This is a genomic window from Aquihabitans sp. McL0605 (assembly GCF_049993875.1).
Lineage (GTDB): Bacteria > Actinomycetota > Acidimicrobiia > Acidimicrobiales > Iamiaceae > Aquihabitans.
Genome location: NZ_CP188252.1, coordinates 1,000,071 through 1,016,710, shown reverse-complemented (window position 1 = coordinate 1,016,710; position 16,640 = coordinate 1,000,071). Strand labels below are relative to the sequence as shown.

The window sequence follows — 16,640 nt, the reverse complement described above, 5'->3', positions numbered from 1 at the left end:
TCGGGTTTTATCGGGACCAAGACCGGAACGCAAGCGCCAGGTGTCACACGGTGGCGCCGTCGGGCGCTGGCCCCAACGGTTCACCGGCGACCGGACAGCCCTCGTGACCTGCGGTTCTCCCTGGTAAGGCCCTCGGGTGGTGGTTCAACTGTTCAAACCGATAGAAATACTAGGAATAGGCCCCTCGACTCGGAGCACTGCCATGCCGCTCGACCTCCACTGGTTCCTCCCCACCGCCGGCGACAGCCGCGACGTGGTGGGGTTCGGCCCCACCGTGTCCCGGCGCGAGCCGGATGTCGACTACCTGGCGCAGGTGGCCCGCGTGGCCGAGCGCGTCGGGTTCGACGCCGTCCTCACGCCCACCGGCACCTTCTGCGAGGACGCCTGGCTCAGCACCGCGGCCCTGATCCGCGAGACCACGCGGCTCCGGTTCCTGGTGGCGTTCCGGCCCGGGCTCATCTCGCCCACGCTCGCCGCGCAGCAGGCCGCCACCTTCCAGCGCCTCAGCGGGGGCCGGCTCCTGCTCAACGTGGTCACCGGCGGCAGCGCCGTCGAGCAGCGCCGCTTCGGCGACCACCTCGACCACGACCGCCGCTACGACCGGTGCGACGAGTTCCTCACCGTGCTGAAGGGGGCGTGGGGCGGGAAGCCGTTCGACTTCACCGGCGAGCACTACCAGGTCGAGAACGCCATGGTGGCCAAGGCGCCGGATCCGCAGCCGGCCATCTTCTTCGGCGGCTCCTCCGACGCCGGAACGAGGGTGGCGGCCCGGCACGCCGACGTCTGGCTGATGTGGGGCGAGCCGCCCGCCTCGGCTGCCGCCGAGATCGCCAAGGTGCGGGCCCAGGCCGAGGCGCTGGGGCGCGAGGTGAAGTTCGGGATCCGCCTCCACACCATCACCCGCGACACCTCGAAGGCGGCGTGGACCGAGGCGGAGCGCCTCCTGGAGAACATGCCCGACGACGTCATCGCCCGGGCCCAGGAGCTGGTGGCCGGCCAGAGCGACTCGATCGGCCAGGCCCGCATGACGGCCCTCCACGGCGGCGACCGCAACGACCTGCTCATCGCGCCCAACCTGTGGGCCGGCTTCGGCCTGGTGCGCGGGGGAGCCGGGACGGCCCTGGTCGGCAGCCACGAGGAGGTGGCCGAGCGCCTCGCCGAGTACCACGAGATCGGCTTCGACCACGTCATCCTCTCGGGCCAGCCCCACCTCGAGGAGGCGTACTGGTTCGGCGAGGGCGTCATCCCGAAGCTGCGCGCCGCGGGCATCGCGGCCGAGCCGGGGCTCCCCATCCCGAGCGCCGGGCCGCTCGCTGCCGACCCGCGCACCGGTCGGTCGGCCCCCGCGGGCTCGCTCACCTCGGCCAGCTGATGGCCGTCGCCCCGCCCCCCGGCGAACTTCCTGTAGCTGCCGTTGCCGGGCAACGGTTCGCACAGGAAGTTCGAGGGCTGGCGGGGACGCGCGCAAGGATCACCGCATGACCGGAGCACCAGCGTCCCCGTTGCGAACCGTCGTCGTGAACGGGAGTCCGTCGCACCCGTCGCGCAGCCGCACGCTCGCCGAGCACGTCGTCGGCCTCCTCGAGGACGGGCGATCCGGCGGCGCCCGGTTCGTCGACCTCGCCGAGCTCGATCCGGCTGCCCTGCTGGCCCTGGGCTCGGACCCGGGGGTCGACGAGGCGGTCGCTGCGGTGGCCGACGCCCAGATCCTCGTGGTGGCCACCCCGGTGTACCGGGCCACCTACACCGCGCTCACCAAGACCATCTTCGACCTGCAGCCCCAGGGCGCCCTCGCCGGCAGCGTGGTCATCCCCATCGCGACCGGGTACGGGGCCGACCACCGCCTGGCGATCGACCACGGGCTGCGGCCGCTGGTGGCCTCGCTCGACGGCTGGACCACGCCCACCGGCATCTACGCCACCCGCGCCGACCTCGCCGATGACGGCACGATCGCCGAGGCCGTCCGGGCTGCGGCGAGGCGCGCCGTCGACGAGGCCGTGGCGCTGGCGGCCGCGTTGGCACCTCGCTGACCAGGGGAGATCACCCAAACCTCGCAGGTGCGAGGCATAGGCTCCCGCCCATGCTGAACCACCCCGAACCCGGTCGTGCCCGTCCCTTCGTGCGGCTGGCGGTGCTCGGCGCTGCGGCCGCCATGCTCCTGGCCGGGTGCGGCAAGTCGGGCGGCGACGACTCCTCGACCACCACCACCGCTGCGAAGGCCGCCGTCACGACCACCACCGCGGCCGCCACCACCACCGCCGCCGACGGGGGAGGCGGTGCCAGCGACCCGTGGGCGGCGGACGCCAAGCAGTACCGCGGCAAGGACGGCCAGACCTTCGACTTCGACTGCCCGGCGGGCGGCGAGGCCAACACCATCTGGGGCACCGAGACCTACACCGACGACTCGTCGGTGTGCACCGCGGGGGTGCAGGTCGGCCTCATCACGTTCGACGAGGGCGGCAAGGTCACCATCGAGATCGCAGCCGGCCAGGACAGCTACGACGCGGGGACCGCCAACGACGTGACCTCCGTGGCGTACGCCTCGTGGGACGGCAGCTTCACCTTCCCCGATGCCCCTCCCGGCAGCGGCACGTTCGAGGCCTCGACCGCCACCTGGTCCGTGACGGCCCAGTCGCTCCAGCTCGCGGAGGGCGACACCCGGGACGTGGTGTGCTCGAAGGCCGGCGAGCTCGGCTCGGTGTGGGGCACCGACACCTACACCGCCGACTCGTCGATCTGCACCGCGGCGGTGCACCAGGGCCTCATCACCCAGGCCGCCGGCGGTGGCGTCCGGATCAAGGTGACGGCGGGTGCGGACTCCTACGAGGGCACCACGGCGCACGGGATCACGTCGAACAGCTACGGATCGTTCGCGCTGAGCTACACGTTCCCCGACGACCAGCCCCAGAACTGATCCGGGGCGCCGGGTCCGTCCGCTCGGCCTCGGGGCCAGGCGGCGGGCCCACCCTCGGGCCGGTCAGGCCTCGACGGTGATCGCGTACTCGGGGCAGTTGTCGGCGGCGAGCTGGGCGGTGGCCACCTGGTCGTCGGTGAGCTCGCCGGACACCAGGACGACGGCGTAGCCCTCGTCGTCGGCGTCGAAGAGCTCGCCGGCCAGGGCGTAGCAGCGGCCGTGCCCCTGGCACTTGTCGCGATCGAAGACGATGTGCATCAGGCCTCCACGGTGCGAAGGATGCGGACGGGCAGTTCGCGCGGGCCGCGCACCTGGCCCGTCGACCAGCGGACCGTAGCCGGATCGGAGAGCTCGAAGTCCGGGATCCGCTTCATCCACTCGTCGACGGCGACGGTGAGCTCCATGCGGGCCAGGTTGGACCCGACGCAGCGGTGGATGCCGAGGCCGAAGGCCACGTGCCGGTTGCGCTGGCGGTCGATCACGAACTCGTCGGCGTCGTCGAACGCTTCGGGGTCTCGGTTGGCGGACGGGAAGGGGAGCAGGACCCAGTCGCGCTCGGCCACGGGGCAGCCGCCGATCTCGGTGTCGGTGGCGGCGATGCGGGCCATGGTGACCGGCGCGTAGAACCGGAGGAACTCCTCGATGGCGAAGGGCAGGACCTCGGGGTCGTCGATCAGGCGCCGGCGGTCGTCGGGGTGCTGGGCGAGGTGCCAGAGGCTGGCGCCGATGGCCGACCAGGTGGTGTCGATGCCGGCGATGATCAGCAGACCGATCGTGCCGAAGATCTGGGCGTCGGGCAGCGGCTCGCCGTCGACCTCGATCGACATGAGGTAGCCGATCAGGTCGTCTTGGGGCGGCTGGTCGCGCCGGGCCTTGAGCGTCTGCTCGATGTAGTAGATCAGCGTGTCCTCGGGCGACACCGTGCCCGAGTACTCGCCCGGCTTCTCGATGATGCGGTGGATGAAGAGGCGGAACCGGTCGCCGTCTTCGCGGGGGACGCCGAGCATGTGGGCGATCACCCGGACGGGGATGTGCTGTGCGTACTGGACCGCGGCGTCGGCCATGGTGGCCCCCGATGCCAGGAGCTCGTCGAGGAGCTCGCGGCAGGTCTCCCGCGTGGCCTCCTCCAGCTTGTCGATGGCCTTCGGGGCGAACGCCGGAAGCAAGATGCGGCGGGAGTCGTGGTGGAACGGGGGGTCGGCGGTGATGGGCGGGGCGTAGCCCATGGGGGCCAGGCCCTGGGGCTTGAAGATGCTGACGATCACGCCCTCGGAGCTGAAGCTCTCGGTGTCGTTGGCGATGGCGGAGATGTCGTCGTGGCGGGTGGGCATCCACACGCCGCCGTGGGCCTCGCCGTGGGCGACCGGGCACCGACCCCGCAGGTCGTCCCAGATCTCCGGGGCTGCCTGGGCGTAGTCGTCGGAGGTGTGGTCGAAGTCGATGGCCCAGTCACGCGTGGGCTGCTGCAGATCGGTCATGTTGGGTTCCCCTGGAGGCCTGGTTCGTCCGGGCCGACACCTTCGATAATAGTCGTTATCGCGTCGCCGCTCGACCCATGTGACGGACGACCTCGGCCGGCGGTGCTTCACTGGTGCGACCCGAGCGAGGAGCGAGCAGTGAGCGAGACCATGGAACCCACGGTGTGGGGCGACATCGACGGCCAGACGATCACCTTCCCCATGGAGGTGACCGACTTCGACGCCGCCACCTTCGTGTTCTCCGTGCCCGCGGCCGCCGCGCAGGCGCTGCTGCCGGGCGCCGACTTCGAGGTCATCGAGATGGTCGAAGGGGTGGCGCAGCTGGTGGTGGCGTTCTGCGACTACCACGAGAACCCGTGGGGCGACTACCTCGAGATCAACCTCGGGTTCCTGGCCCGGCCGAAGGGCGCGGGCGACGAGGTGCTGGGGTCGTTCGTGTACCGGATGCCGGTCGACCAGGAGTTCACCTGCAAGGCCGGCAACCAGGTCATGGGCTTCCCCAAGACGGTGAACGACCTGACCGTGTCGAACCGGGACGGCCGCATCCGCTTCGGGATCGACGTCGACGGGCGCACCGAGTTCGCCCTGTCCTTCACCGAGCCCCGCGAGACCGGCGAGGCCACCCGCGTCGAGACCGGGAGCTACTCGTACCTCGACGGCGAGCCCCACGAGACCCCCCTGTCGATGGACATGGGCTCGGGGGCCATCGACGTGGGCACCGTCGAGATCGAGCTCGGCGGGGGCCTCCTCGCCTCGGAGCTGAGCACCCTCGGCCTGCCCGCCCGGCCCGACTTCGGCTCCTGGGGCACCCACCTCACCGCCACCTTCCAGCTCGGCCACCCGATCTAGGCGGTCCCCGGCTCGAGCACCGGACCGGTTGCGAGCCCCGGGCGGTCCAGCGCACCGATGGTCCTGAACAACCCGACCGGCTGACCGGCTGCACGCCACCCGATCCGGGCGGCGCGGTCAGCCGGCGGTGTCGGCGCTGTGCCGCAGGGCGCGGCGGCGGGAGCGGGCGACCAGCAGGTACGCCACCATCACCACGACGGCGGCGGCCACCGCCACCCAGGCCACCGCGGGCGGGCTGCCGTCGTCGACGGGGGGCGGTCGGGGGGCGGCGGGCGCAGGCGCATCGGCCACGGCTGCCTCCAGCACGGCGGTGGTGGTCGCCACCGGCTTCGTCGTCGTGGTCGTCGGCGGGTCGGTCGTGGTGGTGGGCGGGGTCGTGGTGGTGGTGGTCGGCGCCGCGGTCGTGGTGGTGGGCTTGGGGCCCAGCTCCCGCTCGGCCTGGGCCACCTGGTCGGCCACCAGCGTGGCCATCAGGTCGGCGCCCTGGCCGTTGAGGTGCAGCCCGTCCGACGACATCGCGTCCGGGTGCTGGTTGGCGATCGCGTTCCAATCGCCGATGCGGAGGTTGGGGTACTGCGCCGGGAGGGTGGCGAGGAAGCGGTTGACGTCGGCGTAGTACGGCCGGGCCTCGTGGATGGTGAGGAACACCACCCGCGGGACGCCCTTCACCTCGTCGAGGATCTGGCGCATCGCCGGCTGGTACACGCCGGGGCTGCCGCCGTCGTTGTGCCCGATCAGCACGACGACCACGTCCCAGTCGGTGCCGTGCTGGGCGACCACGTCGGCGGCCTGGTGGGTGCTGCGGTTCACCATGGCGTCGACCGTGACGTCGCGGCCCGGGAGGTGGGCGGTGTCCTGGGGGGCGGCGCCGAGCATGACCGAATCGCCGACGATCAGGACCCGCGTCGGCCGGTCGGGCGGGAACGAGCGGACCGAGTGCGCGGACGCCGAGCCGCTCGACGCGCCCGCGGGGGCCACCAGGCCCGCCAGCACCCCGAGCGCGCCGACCACGAGGGTGGCCGTGAGCGCGAGGAGCCGCCGGGTGGAGGGTGCGGTCACGCGCCGGTCCAGGCGTCGACGCGCTCGGCGAGCACGGCGAGGCTGACGGTGGCGGCTGACAGCACCACGTCGTGGAACCCGGGGAGGGTGAACGCATCGCCCAACCGGGCCTCGGCGTCGGCCCGCAGGCGGAGGATCTCGCGCTGGCCGACCTTGTAGGCGAGCGCCTGGCCGGGCATGCCGATGTAGCGGTCGATCTCGGTGACGATCTCGTCGCGGCTCACGGGCGCGTGCTCCACCATGAAGTCGATGGCCTGCTGGCGGGTCCAGCGCAGGGCGTGCAGACCGGTGTCGACGACGAGGCGGCAGGCCCGCCACGAGTCGCTCGCCAGCATCCCGAGCCGGTCGATGTCGGTGGCGTACAGGCCCATCTCCTCGGCGAGCCGCTCGGTGTAGAGGGCCCAGCCCTCGACGTACGCGGTGTGGCCCCACGAGAGGCGCCGGAACGCGGGGAGCTCGGTCTGCTCGCTTGCGATGGCGAGCTGGAGGTGGTGGCCGGGGATGGCCTCGTGGAACGCGATCGACGCGGTCTCGCCCCGGCCGCGGCCGGTGGGGTCGTGGAGGTTGACGTGGTACTCGCCGGGCCGGCTGCCGTCGGGCGCGGGGGGCGTGTAGTACGCAGCGGGCGCGTCGGCGGCGAGGAAGTCGGGGATGGGCGTCAGCACGCAGGGCGCCTGCGGCAGGATCCCGAACCAGTCGCCCATCGCCGCGGTGGCGGCATCGAGGTTGCGGCGGGCGTCGTCGAGGATCTGGTCGGCGTCGGCGTAGCGGAGGTCCTGGTCGTTCAGGAGGTGGTCGAAGATCTCGGCCAGGTCGTCGGTGCCGAACGCGCGGGCGCCGATCTCGCGGTACTGGGCGGGCAGCTGCTCGGTGACCTGCTCCATGCCGATCGCGTGGAGCTCCTCGGGCGTGAGGTCGAGCCCGGTGTGGAGGCGGATGAGCTGGCGGTAGAGCTGGTTGCCCTCGGGGAGCCAGCACAGGCCCGGCTGGTCGTCGGGTCGGGCCGCGGGCGCCAGCTCGTCGGCCAGGACCCTGCGGTAGCGGTCGAAGGCAGGACGGAGGTGCTCGGACACCGCGGCGGCGAGCTCGGTCCGCCACGCCGCCTCGCCGTCCCAGTCGGCGGGGCCGGCGAGGTTGGCGAACGGGTCGGCGTCGAGCGGGGAGCTCAGGTAGCCGTCGATCTGGTTGATCGAGCGGTCGATGCACGTGCGGGCCGGGGTGCGCCCGACGGCCAGGCCGGCCCGGTAGCGGTCGGCGGCCTGGTCGAGCATGGTGCCCATGGCTCGGACCCGGAGGACGGCCAGGGCGGCGTGCTCGGGCTCGGCGGCGCGCAGCTGGCCGGCCATGGTGAGGAGCTCGGCGTGGATGCCCTGCATCTGATCCGAGGCCAGCTCGATGAGCCGGGCGTCGATGCCGGTGACGGCATCGCCGATCTCCTCGATCAGGAGCTGGCGGGTGACCCGATCGGTCTCGTCGAGGCCGTCGGCGGGGATCGCCTCGGCCTCGGCGAGGAAGCCGAGCCACGTGGCCCGCTGCCGCGCTTCGCCCTCGGCGGAGAGGTCATCGACTCGGTCGTCGTAGCGGTGGTCACCGAGGAACGTGGCGAACAGGGGGCTCGCTTCGAGCCGCGCCTCCCAGTAGCGGTCGGCGACATCTCGAAGCACGGGGGAGTCGGACATGGGGTCCATGGTGGCCGATGCCGCCGCCCCCGTTCGGCTCAGACGTGGCGGCCACCGCTCCGGACGACGTTCAGCACGATGACGGCGAGGATGATGGCGGCGATGATGACGATCAGTGTGTACAGCATGCGATCCGGTACCCGCCGCGCCGATCCCCAAACCCAGCGGCGGTCACCGGTGCCCGCCGGCGCACCGATCTAGGGCGTGATGCCGCGCAGGCCCGACCACGCGAGGCGAGCCACCTTGTCGGCGAACTCGTCGGCATCGGTGCCCGAGCCGAGCCCGAGCTGGAGCCAGTGGCGGCTGGTCGATTCGGCGATGCCGACCACCCCGAACGCCAGGACGTGCCGCTCGTCGTCGCTGAGGCCGGGGATGTCGATGAGCGAGGCCACCCGGTCGGCCACCACCGACTCGACCCGCGCCACCGCGCCCGCCAGCTCGACGTCGGCGCGGTTGCGGTCGCTGAACAGCACGCGGAACGCGGAGCCCTGGCCGATGGCCCACCGGAAGTAGGCCCGGAACCCGGCCTCGACCTGCTGGCGCGGCCCTTCGGCCACCGCGGCGGCGTCGAAGATGGTGCGCTCGAGGCGAGCGCCCATCTCGTCGACCAGCTCGTTGTAGAGCGCCTTCTTCGACGCGAAGTGCTGGTACAGCACGGGCTTGGTGACGCCGGCGGCCTCGGCCACCTCGTTCATCGACGTCTCGTGGAAGCCCTTGGCCGCAAAGGTCTCCAGCGCGACCTGGAGGAGCTGCTCGCGCCGCTCAGCGGCGGGGAGCCGGGTGGTGACCGCTCGGTCGCTCGTGTCCGTCATCCGTGATCGTGCACGATCACCGAGCGGGCGACCGTGCCGGCCTTCATGTCCTCGAAGGCCTCGTTGACGTGCTCGTTGTCGATCTCCTTGGAGATGAGCTCCTTGAGCTTGAGGTCGCCGTTGCGCCAGAGGTCGAGCAGCTTGGGGACGTCCTGGTACACGTTGGACGATCCGTACCAGCAGCCCTTGATGGTCTTGGCGAGGTAGAGCCAGGTGAAGGCGGCGTTCAGGTTGAGCATGACGTCCATGCGGGGCACGCCGACCAGCACGACCTCGCCGCCGGGGCGGGCGGTGTTGATGGCCTGCTCCATGGTGGCGCCGAGGCCGATCACCTCGAAGGCCACGTCGGCCCCGCGGCCGTTGACGGCCATGGCTGCCGCGACCGGGTCTCCCTCGGAGGCGTTGACCGTGTGGGTGGCGCCGAACTCCTTGGCCATCTCGAGCTTCGAGTCGAGCATGTCGATGGCGATGATCGTGGTGGCTCCGGCGATCTTGGCGCCCTGGATGACGTTGAGGCCGACGCCGCCGCAGCCGATCACGGCGACGGTGTCGCCGGGGACGATGTTGGCCGTGTTGAGCGCCGCGCCCACGCCGGTGAGCACACCGCAGCCGATGAGCGCAGCGATGTCGAGCGGTACGTCGTCGGGGATCTTCACCGTGGAGATGGCGGGGACGATGGCGTAGGGCCCGTAGGTGCCGAGGCAGGCCATCTGGTGGAGCGGGGCGCCGCCGCTGGTGAGGCGGGTGGTGCCGTCGAGGAGGCCGGCCGCGGCCTGGGCCGCCGACTTCTCGCACAGGTACGCCTGCTGGTGGCGGCACTGGTAGCACTCGCCGCAGGCCGGCACGAACGACAGCACGACGTGGTCGCCGACGGCCACGGTGGTGACCCCTTCGCCGATCTCCTCGACGATGCCTGCGCCCTCGTGGCCCAGCACGATGGGGGTGGGCAGCGGGATGGTGCCGTTCATGACCGACAGGTCGGAGTGGCAGACGCCGGAGGCGACGATCTTGATCTTGACCTCACCGGCGGCCGGGGCGGCCACCTCGATGTCGTCGCGCATCTCGAGCGGCGTGTCGTAGGCGGTGAGCACTGGTGCCTTCATGGGGGTCCCCTTCGCGAGATCTTCGGTCGGGTGCCGACGATACCTTGACCGCCCGGTCAAGTCTCTGCCGACGGGGCTGGGGTCAGTGGACGGTCGTGAGGAACGACACCAGCAGGGCCGTGAACGCCTTCGGGTCGTCGTCGTAGCAGGCGTGCCCGGCGCCCTGGATGAGGTGGGTGCTGTCGCCGTCGCCGCCGCGCATCTGGGTCAGCAGGTGCGCGGCGCGCTCGGGGCTGTAGGTGGGGTCCTTGGAGCCCCAGATCGACATCGCCTGCACGGGGAACGCCGAGGCGGGCCGCTTGAAGTCGTCGATGCCGACGGGGGCCACGGGCACGAAGCCGAGCAGCGCGTCCTTCGGGTACTGCTCGAGGTAGCCGAGGCTGTAGCGGCCGGACATCGACGGCGACACGATCACCACGTGCGCCGGACCGCCCAGCTTGTCCACGAGCGACCGCAGCCAGGTCCCGTCGGAGACGGCGGATTCCGAGCCGGACTTCCGCTCGTCGGTGTCGCCGTGGCCCGGGAGGTCGATCGCCACCGCCCGGAAGCCCGTCTTGTTCGCGACGGCGTCGAGGATCCCGCGCTCGAGCCAGATGTCGGACGTGTACGACTGGCCGTGCAGGAAGAGGGCGGTGAGCGGGGTGCCGTCGACGTACTGGAGGTCGGTCGGCGTGCGCACGATGGCGTTCACGTCGACGCCGCCCGCCGAGATCATCGTGGCGCCCACCACCGGGTCGGGGTCGCTCTTCGAGCAGCCCGCCAGCGACGCCAGGGCGAGGACGGCCGCGAGGGCGGCGACGAAGGCCCGCTGCCGGGACCGGTGGGTGGTGGTGGCCATGGTCAGTGCCCGGAGGGGAGCCCCTGGTCCTCTCGCTCGGCGGCCTTCACCGCGTAGCCGAACACGATGGCCGGGGCGAGCACCGCCGAGCCGATGAGCAGGCTGCCGATGACGACCCGCACCAGGCCCGGGGTGTACCCCGTGACCAGGCCGAAGAAGAACGCCACGGTGGCCACGCCGAACAGCGCGTACCCGACCCGCTGGCCGATGGTGACCGCCCGGGCGATCTGCGCCCGGCGCACGAGCACCGGATCGGTGGGCGCAGGTTCGGGGGCGGTGGGCGGCACGCGGCCGATCGTACCCGTCGCCCCCATCGCCTCCGGGGGTCAGACGGCCTTGGTGCCGTCGGGGCGGCCGGCGGCCCAGCGGAGCTCGTCGACGAGGCGGAGGTCGGGGTCGACGGGGTCGTCGCTGCGGAGCGCGTCGAGCACGGTGAGGAACCGGCGGACCTCGCCGACGTCGTGGACCCGCAGGATCACGCCGGTGCCGCTGCCGACCGCGGCCACCGCCGCGAGCGTCCCCGCCATCCGCTCCTTGGGCCGGGTGTGCGTGAGGGCGCCGATGAAGTCCTTGCGCGAGATGGCCAGCAGCATCGGCAGGGCCTGCGGGTTGAGCGCCGGCAGGTGGCGGAGGACCTCGACGGTCTGGGCGGGGGTCTTGGTGAAGTCGGGCCCGGGGTCGGTGACGATCGCCTCTGGGTGGACGCCGGCGGCGGTGGCCTCGGCCACCTTGGCGGCGAGGAAGGCCCCCACCTCGTCGACGATGTCGTCGTAGAGGCCGGACTCCTGGAGCCGGGTCTTGGGCGGCGCGGCCGTGTGCATGATCACGAGCGCGGCGTCGAACTCGGCCACGAGCGGGGCCAGCTCGGGGGCGCGCAGCCCGGAGACGTCGTTGACGATGTGGGCGCCCGCCTCGAGCACGGCGCGGGCGACCGCCGGCTTGTAGGTGTCGACCGAGATGACGACGTGGGGGAGCTCGGCCACGATCGCCTCGACCACGGGAGCGACGCGGTCGATCTCCTCCGACGGGTCGACCTCGGGCACGTTGGTGATGCCGGACTGGCCGCCGACGTCGATCACGGTGGCGCCCTCGTCGACCATCGCCCGGACCTGATCGACGATCGCCTCGAGGGGCCGGTGGCCCGGATCGGAGAACGAGTCGGGGTTGGCGTTGACCACGCCCATCAGGGCGGGCCGGTGCAGGTCGAGGGTGCGATCGGCCAGGCGGAGGGTGGGCCGGAAGTCGGGGGCGGTCACCGGGCCAGGTTCGCGCAGCCGGCCACCGGGACCGGTCCACCGACCACCGGCGCACGCCGCGGTGCCGAGGCGGTGGTCACCCGACGATGTCGGCGGCGTGGTCGAGGATCCAACGGAACAGCGGGAGCAGGTGCTCGACCAGCTCGTCGCCCAGCGGGGTGAGCGAGTGCTTGACGTAGGGCGGGATGACCGGCTCGGCCGCCCCGGAGCCCCCGACCCCCCCCCGAACTTGTTGCACCGAGTGTTGGGTGGAGCACTGGCTGCAACAAGTTCGGGGTGACGGGGTCGGGGGCTCGATCGAACTTGTTGCACGGAGTGTTGGGTGGAGCACTGGTTGCAACAAGTTCGGGGTGACGGGGTCGGGGGCTCGATCGAACTTGTTGCACGGAGTGTTGGGTGGAGCACTGGTTGCAACAAGTTCGGGGTGAGGGGTCAGCGCTGGCGCGAGAAGCGGGTCTCACCGAGGCAGCGCGCCTGCCACCGGTGTGTCCGACTGGAACCCACCAACCTCGAGGACGGGCTCTGGCCCGGGTGCCCTCGCTGATCAGGGGCGCCGGGCCCGGCCGACGGTCCGCCGGGGCTTGCCCGCCCGGGTCGCCGCCTTCGGCTCGGGCGTGCCGTCGGGCCCGGCCGCGGCCGCCGCTGCGGCGCGGTCGGCATCGGCGGCCGCGGCATCGGCGGCCTGGCGGGCGGCGACCGCCGCCGCCTCGGCCGATTCGGCGGCTCCGAGCAGCTCAGCGGCGGCAGCCTGGGCGGCGGTCGCGGCATCGTCGAGCTCGGCCTGGCGGCGGCGGCGCTCCTCGGCTCGGCGCTCCTCCTCGGCCCGCTCGGCCGCCTCCTCCTCGGCCTGGCGCGCGGCCTCGGCGGCCTGCTGCTGCTCGAGCTCCTTGGCCCGCCGCCGGGCTTGGACCTCGTCGGCCGGCTTCGCCAGCTCGGCGGCCTTCGCCTTCGACCGGCCGACGGTGCGGGCCTTCCGCTTGGCCGGTGCCTCGGTGGGGGGTGCGGCGATGACGTCGGCCGCCTTCGCGCCGCGGGTGCGGGCGCGAGCGGCCGGGGCCGGCGCGGCCGCGGTCTCTGCGGTGCCGCCGAAGCCCACCGGGGGCGGCTCGAGATCGGCGGCGAGGAGCCCGGCGACGAGCAGTTCGCGGGCTTCGTCGTCGAGCACGGCCGCTCGGAGGGTGGCGGCCATCTTCTCTCGGTGGGCAGCGGTGGCCGAGGGGAGGTGCGCGGTCCCGGCATCGAGGACGGCGTCGGCCGCCTCCCGCTCGGCCGCGGTCGCGGCACGCAGGTTGGACGCGTCGCCGCCGAGCGTCTGCTCGGTCGCCTCGCGGAGGGCGTCGCCCGCGGCGAGCGCGGCGTCGATCAGGTCCGGCTCGTCGTACGCCACCTGGTCCAGGGCCCACGCCGGGAGCGTCGGCTTGCGGACCTTGACCACCGTGCGGGCGTCATCGGTGCGGCCCTCGGCGCGCAGCGCCTTCACGAGCGCGGCGCGCGCCTCGACGAACTCCGCCGGGTCGATCCGGTACAGGTCGTGGATCTCCTCGATCTCAGCCATGGCCCCGATGCTTGCGCGTCTCGGGCGCCGCGTGCGCCACACCGGGACCAGGACGATCAGCGGTGGCTTGCGAGCACGAGCGGTCAGAAGTCGATGCGGCCCTCGAGCTCAGCGGCGCGGTCGGGCCGGGTGCGCTCGTAGATGGCGATGCGCTGCGGCCCGGGGAGCTCGATCTCCGAGGCGTCGCCATCGGGGAACCCGAACCGCGGTCCTACCGTCGCGCCTCGGCCCCGCAGCTCCTCCTCGGCGGCCGCCAGGTCGGGCACCCGGTAGACGAGCACGGGCTGGTCCCCGTGCAGGTGCTGGGCGAGGAGCAGCTTCGGCCCGTCGGCGGTCAGCCGCAGCATGGCGACGCGCGTGGCGAACGCCTCGATGGCGAACACCACGGCGGCCCCCAGCTCGTCGACGTAGCGCGCCAGCTCCACCGCCACGTCGTCGCTCGGCAGGTAGATGAACTCGAGCTCCTCGAACACGTCCCCAGGCTGCCGCACCCCGCTCGTGGATGCGTTCCGGCCGCCGAGAACTCGGCGAGGGGCAGGCCTAGGGTGATCGAGGTGGACAGAGGCGGCGAACGGCAGCGGCTCGGGTTCCTCGCCGTGCTCGGGCTGTCGCTCTTCGGTGCCCTCTTCGCCCGCCTCTGGTTCCTCCAGGTGGTCGAGGGCGAGACGCTCGGGACCGAGGCAGCGGGGCAGACGATCCGCACCGTCGTGATCCCCGCGCCCCGGGGCGAGATCTTCGACCGCAACGGCGTCGTGCTCGTCGGCAACCGTCCCTCCGAGGTGCTGAGCATCGACCTGCAGCGGTACCAGGACCTCGGCCCGGCGAAGCAGGACGCGCTCCGGGCCCGGCTGGTCGCCGCCCTCGCCGTCGGGCTGGCGCCGGCCGACCAGGTCACCGACAAGCAGATCGTCCGCCAGCTCAACAGCGATCGGTTCAGCCGGTACCGGCCGATCCCCATCGTCGAGGACCTCTCCGACGAGCAGACCATCTACTTCGGAGAGCAGGCGGACCGGTTCCCGTCGGTGGAGGTGGAGGAGACCACGGTGCGCGACTACCCGCACGGATCGCTGGCGGCCCACGTGCTCGGCTACGTCGGGGCCTTGAACGACACCCAGTGGAAGCGGCTCGAGCACCACAACGACAGGGCGAAGCCCTACGCCCGCTCCGACGAGATCGGCGTGTCCGGGGTGGAGGCCAGCTACGAGTCGAGCCTGCGCGGCACGCCGGGCAAACGGGTCTACGAGGTCGACCGCACCGGGAAGATCGTGCGGGAGCTGACGGGACAGCGGGTGGCGCCCCGAGCCGGCGACGACGTGTACCTGTCGATCGATGCCCGGGTGCAGGCCAAGACCGAGGAGACGCTGCGCGCCGAGGTGGAGGCGAGGCGGGCGACCACCGGGCACCTCGGGTACTACCCGGCGGAGTCGGCGGCCGCGGCCGTCGTCGACCCGGCGAACGGCCAGGTGGTGGCGATGGCGTCGTACCCGACCTACGACCCGTCGGCTCTGGTGGGCGGGATCAGCCAGGACCTGTGGGACTACCTCGGCGACCCCGTCAACGGCTACCCCCTCAACAACCGCGCCATCGCGGGGCAGTACCCGCCCGGCTCCACGTTCAAGCTGGCGAGCGCCTACGCCGGGCTCAAGCTCGGGCTGATCACGACCACCACCCCCAAGTACGACGGCGGCGTGTTCAACATCCCCGGCTGCACCGGCGGCGCCGACGCCTGCCAGGTGCGCAGCCCGTCCGCCGAGTCCTCGGGCATCGGCAACGTCACGCTCGGCCCTGCGCTCACCGCCTCGAGCGACGTGTACTTCTACAGCCTCGGCAACGATGCCTGGGCGGCCTACAAGCAGCAGGGGAGGGTCGGCCCCGACGCCTTCCAGCACGAGGTGGCGAAGCTCGGCTTCGGCGCCAAGACGGGCATCGACCTCCCTGGCGAGGCGAGTGGCCGGCTGCCCGATCCCACGTGGCTGGCGACGTTCGACAAGGAGCTGAACGGCAAGGCCACCGAGGCGGGGGTGTGGGGCTCGGGCGCCAGCATCAACCTGGCGATCGGCCAGGGCGACATGCTCGCCACCCCGCTCCAGCTCGCCAACGCCTACGCCGCGTTCGCCAACGGCGGCACCCTCTACCGCCCGTCGGTGCTCGACCGGATCGTCCCCAACGGCGGCACCAATCCCACCGTCACGTACGAGCCGAAGGTGATCGACAAGGTCGACTGGGGCGCCGATGCCCACGCCGTGATGCTCGACGGGTTCGAGGGCGTCACGCAGGACCGGCCCCACGCCACCGGCCGGGACGCCTTCGCCGGCTTCCCCCAGGACGCGTGGCCGGCGGCCGGCAAGACCGGCACCGCCCAGACCGGGACCAAGACGAAGCCGAAGGAGGACAACTCGCTGTTCGTGGGCTTCGGCCCCGGCACCGACCCCCGCTACGCGGCCGCCGTGGTGATGGAGCACGCCGGCGCCGGCGGCTCGGCGAGCGCGCCGGTGGTCCGCCAGATCTTCGAGACCATCGCCACCGGCCAGCTCCCCGCCGTCGACCTCGACGCCGTGAAGCAGCCCGGCCTGCCCGGCGGCGGCTGAGCCTTCCCCGACGCTCCGGGCGCCGCCGGTGGTTGGATGGGCGCATGGACATCGACCAGGCCCTCACGTATGCCGAGCAGCACCGCAAGGGGGTGCTGCTCACCCTCAAGGCCGACGGCCGCCCGCAGGCGTCGAACATCATGTACGGCGTCGGCGACGACGGGATCATCCGCATCTCGGTCACGGCCGATCGCGCCAAGGCCAAGAACGCCCGGCGCGATCCGCGCGTGTCGCTCCACATCACCGCCGACGACTTCTGGTCCTACGTGGTGATCGAGGGCGACGCCGAGGTCACCCCCACGGCAGCCGCTCCCGACGACGCCACGGTCGACGAGCTCGTCGCCCTGTACCGCTCCCTCTCCGGCGAGCACGACGACTGGGACGACTACCGCAAGACGATGGTGGCCGACGGCCGCCTGGTCGTGCGGATCCACCCCACCCACGCCTACGGCATGGGCTGAGGCCCGGCCGTTCTCTGGTCGATCTTCCCCCTCACGCGGGGAACATCG

At 72.4% G+C, this 16,640-nt stretch carries 18 protein-coding genes; 6 read left to right on the top strand and 12 right to left on the bottom strand.

The window, feature by feature from the left end; all coding sequences use genetic code 11:
- Positions 1-202: 202 nt before the first annotated feature.
- The 3 genes from ACPPVX_RS04585 (at position 203) to ACPPVX_RS04575 (ending at position 2,914) form a co-directional block, all read left to right on the top strand.
- A complete protein-coding gene (locus ACPPVX_RS04585) occupies positions 203-1,372 on the top strand; it encodes an LLM class flavin-dependent oxidoreductase (protein WP_426573712.1) in 1,170 nt (389 codons plus the stop codon).
- A 106-nt stretch (positions 1,373-1,478) separates the two neighbouring features.
- Positions 1,479-2,030, top strand: coding sequence for an NAD(P)H-dependent oxidoreductase (locus ACPPVX_RS04580; RefSeq protein WP_426573711.1), 552 nt, complete (start codon positions 1,479-1,481; stop codon positions 2,028-2,030).
- Positions 2,031-2,080: 50 nt separating this feature from the next.
- Positions 2,081-2,914, top strand: coding sequence for an LCCL domain-containing protein (locus ACPPVX_RS04575; RefSeq protein ID WP_426573710.1), 834 nt, complete (start codon positions 2,081-2,083; stop codon positions 2,912-2,914).
- Between the two features lie 63 nt (positions 2,915-2,977).
- On the opposite strand, the gene ACPPVX_RS04570 is transcribed toward ACPPVX_RS04575, so the two are convergent.
- Together ACPPVX_RS04570 and ACPPVX_RS04565 are read right to left on the bottom strand one after the other, a co-directional pair.
- Entirely contained in the window at positions 2,978-3,172 is a 195-nt protein-coding gene (locus ACPPVX_RS04570; protein WP_426573709.1) for a ferredoxin, read from the bottom strand.
- The gene (locus tag ACPPVX_RS04565) at positions 3,172-4,392 is read right to left on the bottom strand and encodes a cytochrome P450 (RefSeq protein WP_426573708.1); all 1,221 of its coding nucleotides are present in this window, start codon (positions 4,390-4,392) and stop codon (positions 3,172-3,174) included. The genes ACPPVX_RS04570 and ACPPVX_RS04565 overlap by 1 nt, the downstream gene beginning before the upstream one ends.
- A 138-nt stretch (positions 4,393-4,530) precedes the next feature.
- Between ACPPVX_RS04565 and ACPPVX_RS04560 the strand changes: the two genes are divergently transcribed.
- Entirely contained in the window at positions 4,531-5,241 is a 711-nt protein-coding gene (locus ACPPVX_RS04560) for an acetoacetate decarboxylase family protein (protein ID WP_426573707.1), read from the top strand.
- A gap of 117 nt (positions 5,242-5,358) precedes the next feature.
- On the opposite strand, the gene ACPPVX_RS04555 is transcribed toward ACPPVX_RS04560, so the two are convergent.
- The 10 genes from ACPPVX_RS04555 to ACPPVX_RS04510 form a co-directional block, all read right to left on the bottom strand.
- Positions 5,359-6,300 (bottom strand): hypothetical protein, encoded by a 942-nt coding sequence (locus tag ACPPVX_RS04555; protein WP_426573706.1) that lies wholly within the window; start codon positions 6,298-6,300, stop codon positions 5,359-5,361.
- Positions 6,297-7,979 (bottom strand): DUF885 domain-containing protein, encoded by a 1,683-nt coding sequence (locus ACPPVX_RS04550; protein WP_426573705.1) that lies wholly within the window; start codon positions 7,977-7,979, stop codon positions 6,297-6,299. The genes ACPPVX_RS04555 and ACPPVX_RS04550 overlap by 4 nt, the downstream gene beginning before the upstream one ends.
- Before the next feature lie 197 nt (positions 7,980-8,176).
- Positions 8,177-8,791, bottom strand: a complete 615-nt coding sequence (locus ACPPVX_RS04545) for a TetR/AcrR family transcriptional regulator (RefSeq protein WP_426573704.1) — start codon at positions 8,789-8,791, stop codon at positions 8,177-8,179.
- Positions 8,788-9,894, bottom strand: a complete 1,107-nt coding sequence (locus ACPPVX_RS04540) for a Zn-dependent alcohol dehydrogenase (protein ID WP_426573703.1) — start codon at positions 9,892-9,894, stop codon at positions 8,788-8,790. Before ACPPVX_RS04540 ends, ACPPVX_RS04545 begins: the two co-directional genes overlap by 4 nt.
- 82 nt (positions 9,895-9,976) lie before the next feature.
- Positions 9,977-10,732 (bottom strand): alpha/beta fold hydrolase, encoded by a 756-nt coding sequence (locus ACPPVX_RS04535; RefSeq protein ID WP_426573702.1) that lies wholly within the window; start codon positions 10,730-10,732, stop codon positions 9,977-9,979.
- A gap of 2 nt (positions 10,733-10,734) precedes the next feature.
- Positions 10,735-11,019 (bottom strand): hypothetical protein, encoded by a 285-nt coding sequence (locus tag ACPPVX_RS04530; RefSeq protein WP_426573701.1) that lies wholly within the window; start codon positions 11,017-11,019, stop codon positions 10,735-10,737.
- A 39-nt stretch (positions 11,020-11,058) separates the two neighbouring features.
- Positions 11,059-11,988, bottom strand: coding sequence for a dihydropteroate synthase (gene folP, locus ACPPVX_RS04525; RefSeq protein WP_426573700.1), 930 nt, complete (start codon positions 11,986-11,988; stop codon positions 11,059-11,061).
- A gap of 76 nt (positions 11,989-12,064) precedes the next feature.
- Positions 12,065-12,226 (bottom strand): hypothetical protein, encoded by a 162-nt coding sequence (locus ACPPVX_RS04520; protein WP_426573699.1) that lies wholly within the window; start codon positions 12,224-12,226, stop codon positions 12,065-12,067.
- Between the two features lie 306 nt (positions 12,227-12,532).
- On the bottom strand, positions 12,533-13,543 hold the full coding sequence (locus tag ACPPVX_RS04515) for a hypothetical protein (RefSeq protein ID WP_426573698.1): 1,011 nt from the start codon (positions 13,541-13,543) through the stop codon (positions 12,533-12,535).
- A gap of 83 nt (positions 13,544-13,626) precedes the next feature.
- Positions 13,627-14,016, bottom strand: a complete 390-nt coding sequence (locus tag ACPPVX_RS04510; RefSeq protein ID WP_426573697.1) for a hypothetical protein — start codon at positions 14,014-14,016, stop codon at positions 13,627-13,629.
- 81 nt (positions 14,017-14,097) lie between these two features.
- Here ACPPVX_RS04510 and mrdA point away from each other — a divergent pair, with 81 nt between their 5' ends.
- Positions 14,098-16,131: a penicillin-binding protein 2 gene (mrdA, locus tag ACPPVX_RS04505; RefSeq protein ID WP_426573696.1), complete on the top strand. Its 2,034-nt coding sequence runs from the start codon at positions 14,098-14,100 to the stop codon at positions 16,129-16,131.
- 44 nt (positions 16,132-16,175) lie between these two features.
- Complete coding sequence (locus ACPPVX_RS04500) at positions 16,176-16,592, top strand: PPOX class F420-dependent oxidoreductase (protein ID WP_426573695.1); 417 nt, start codon at positions 16,176-16,178, stop codon at positions 16,590-16,592.
- Positions 16,593-16,640 lie beyond the last annotated feature (48 nt).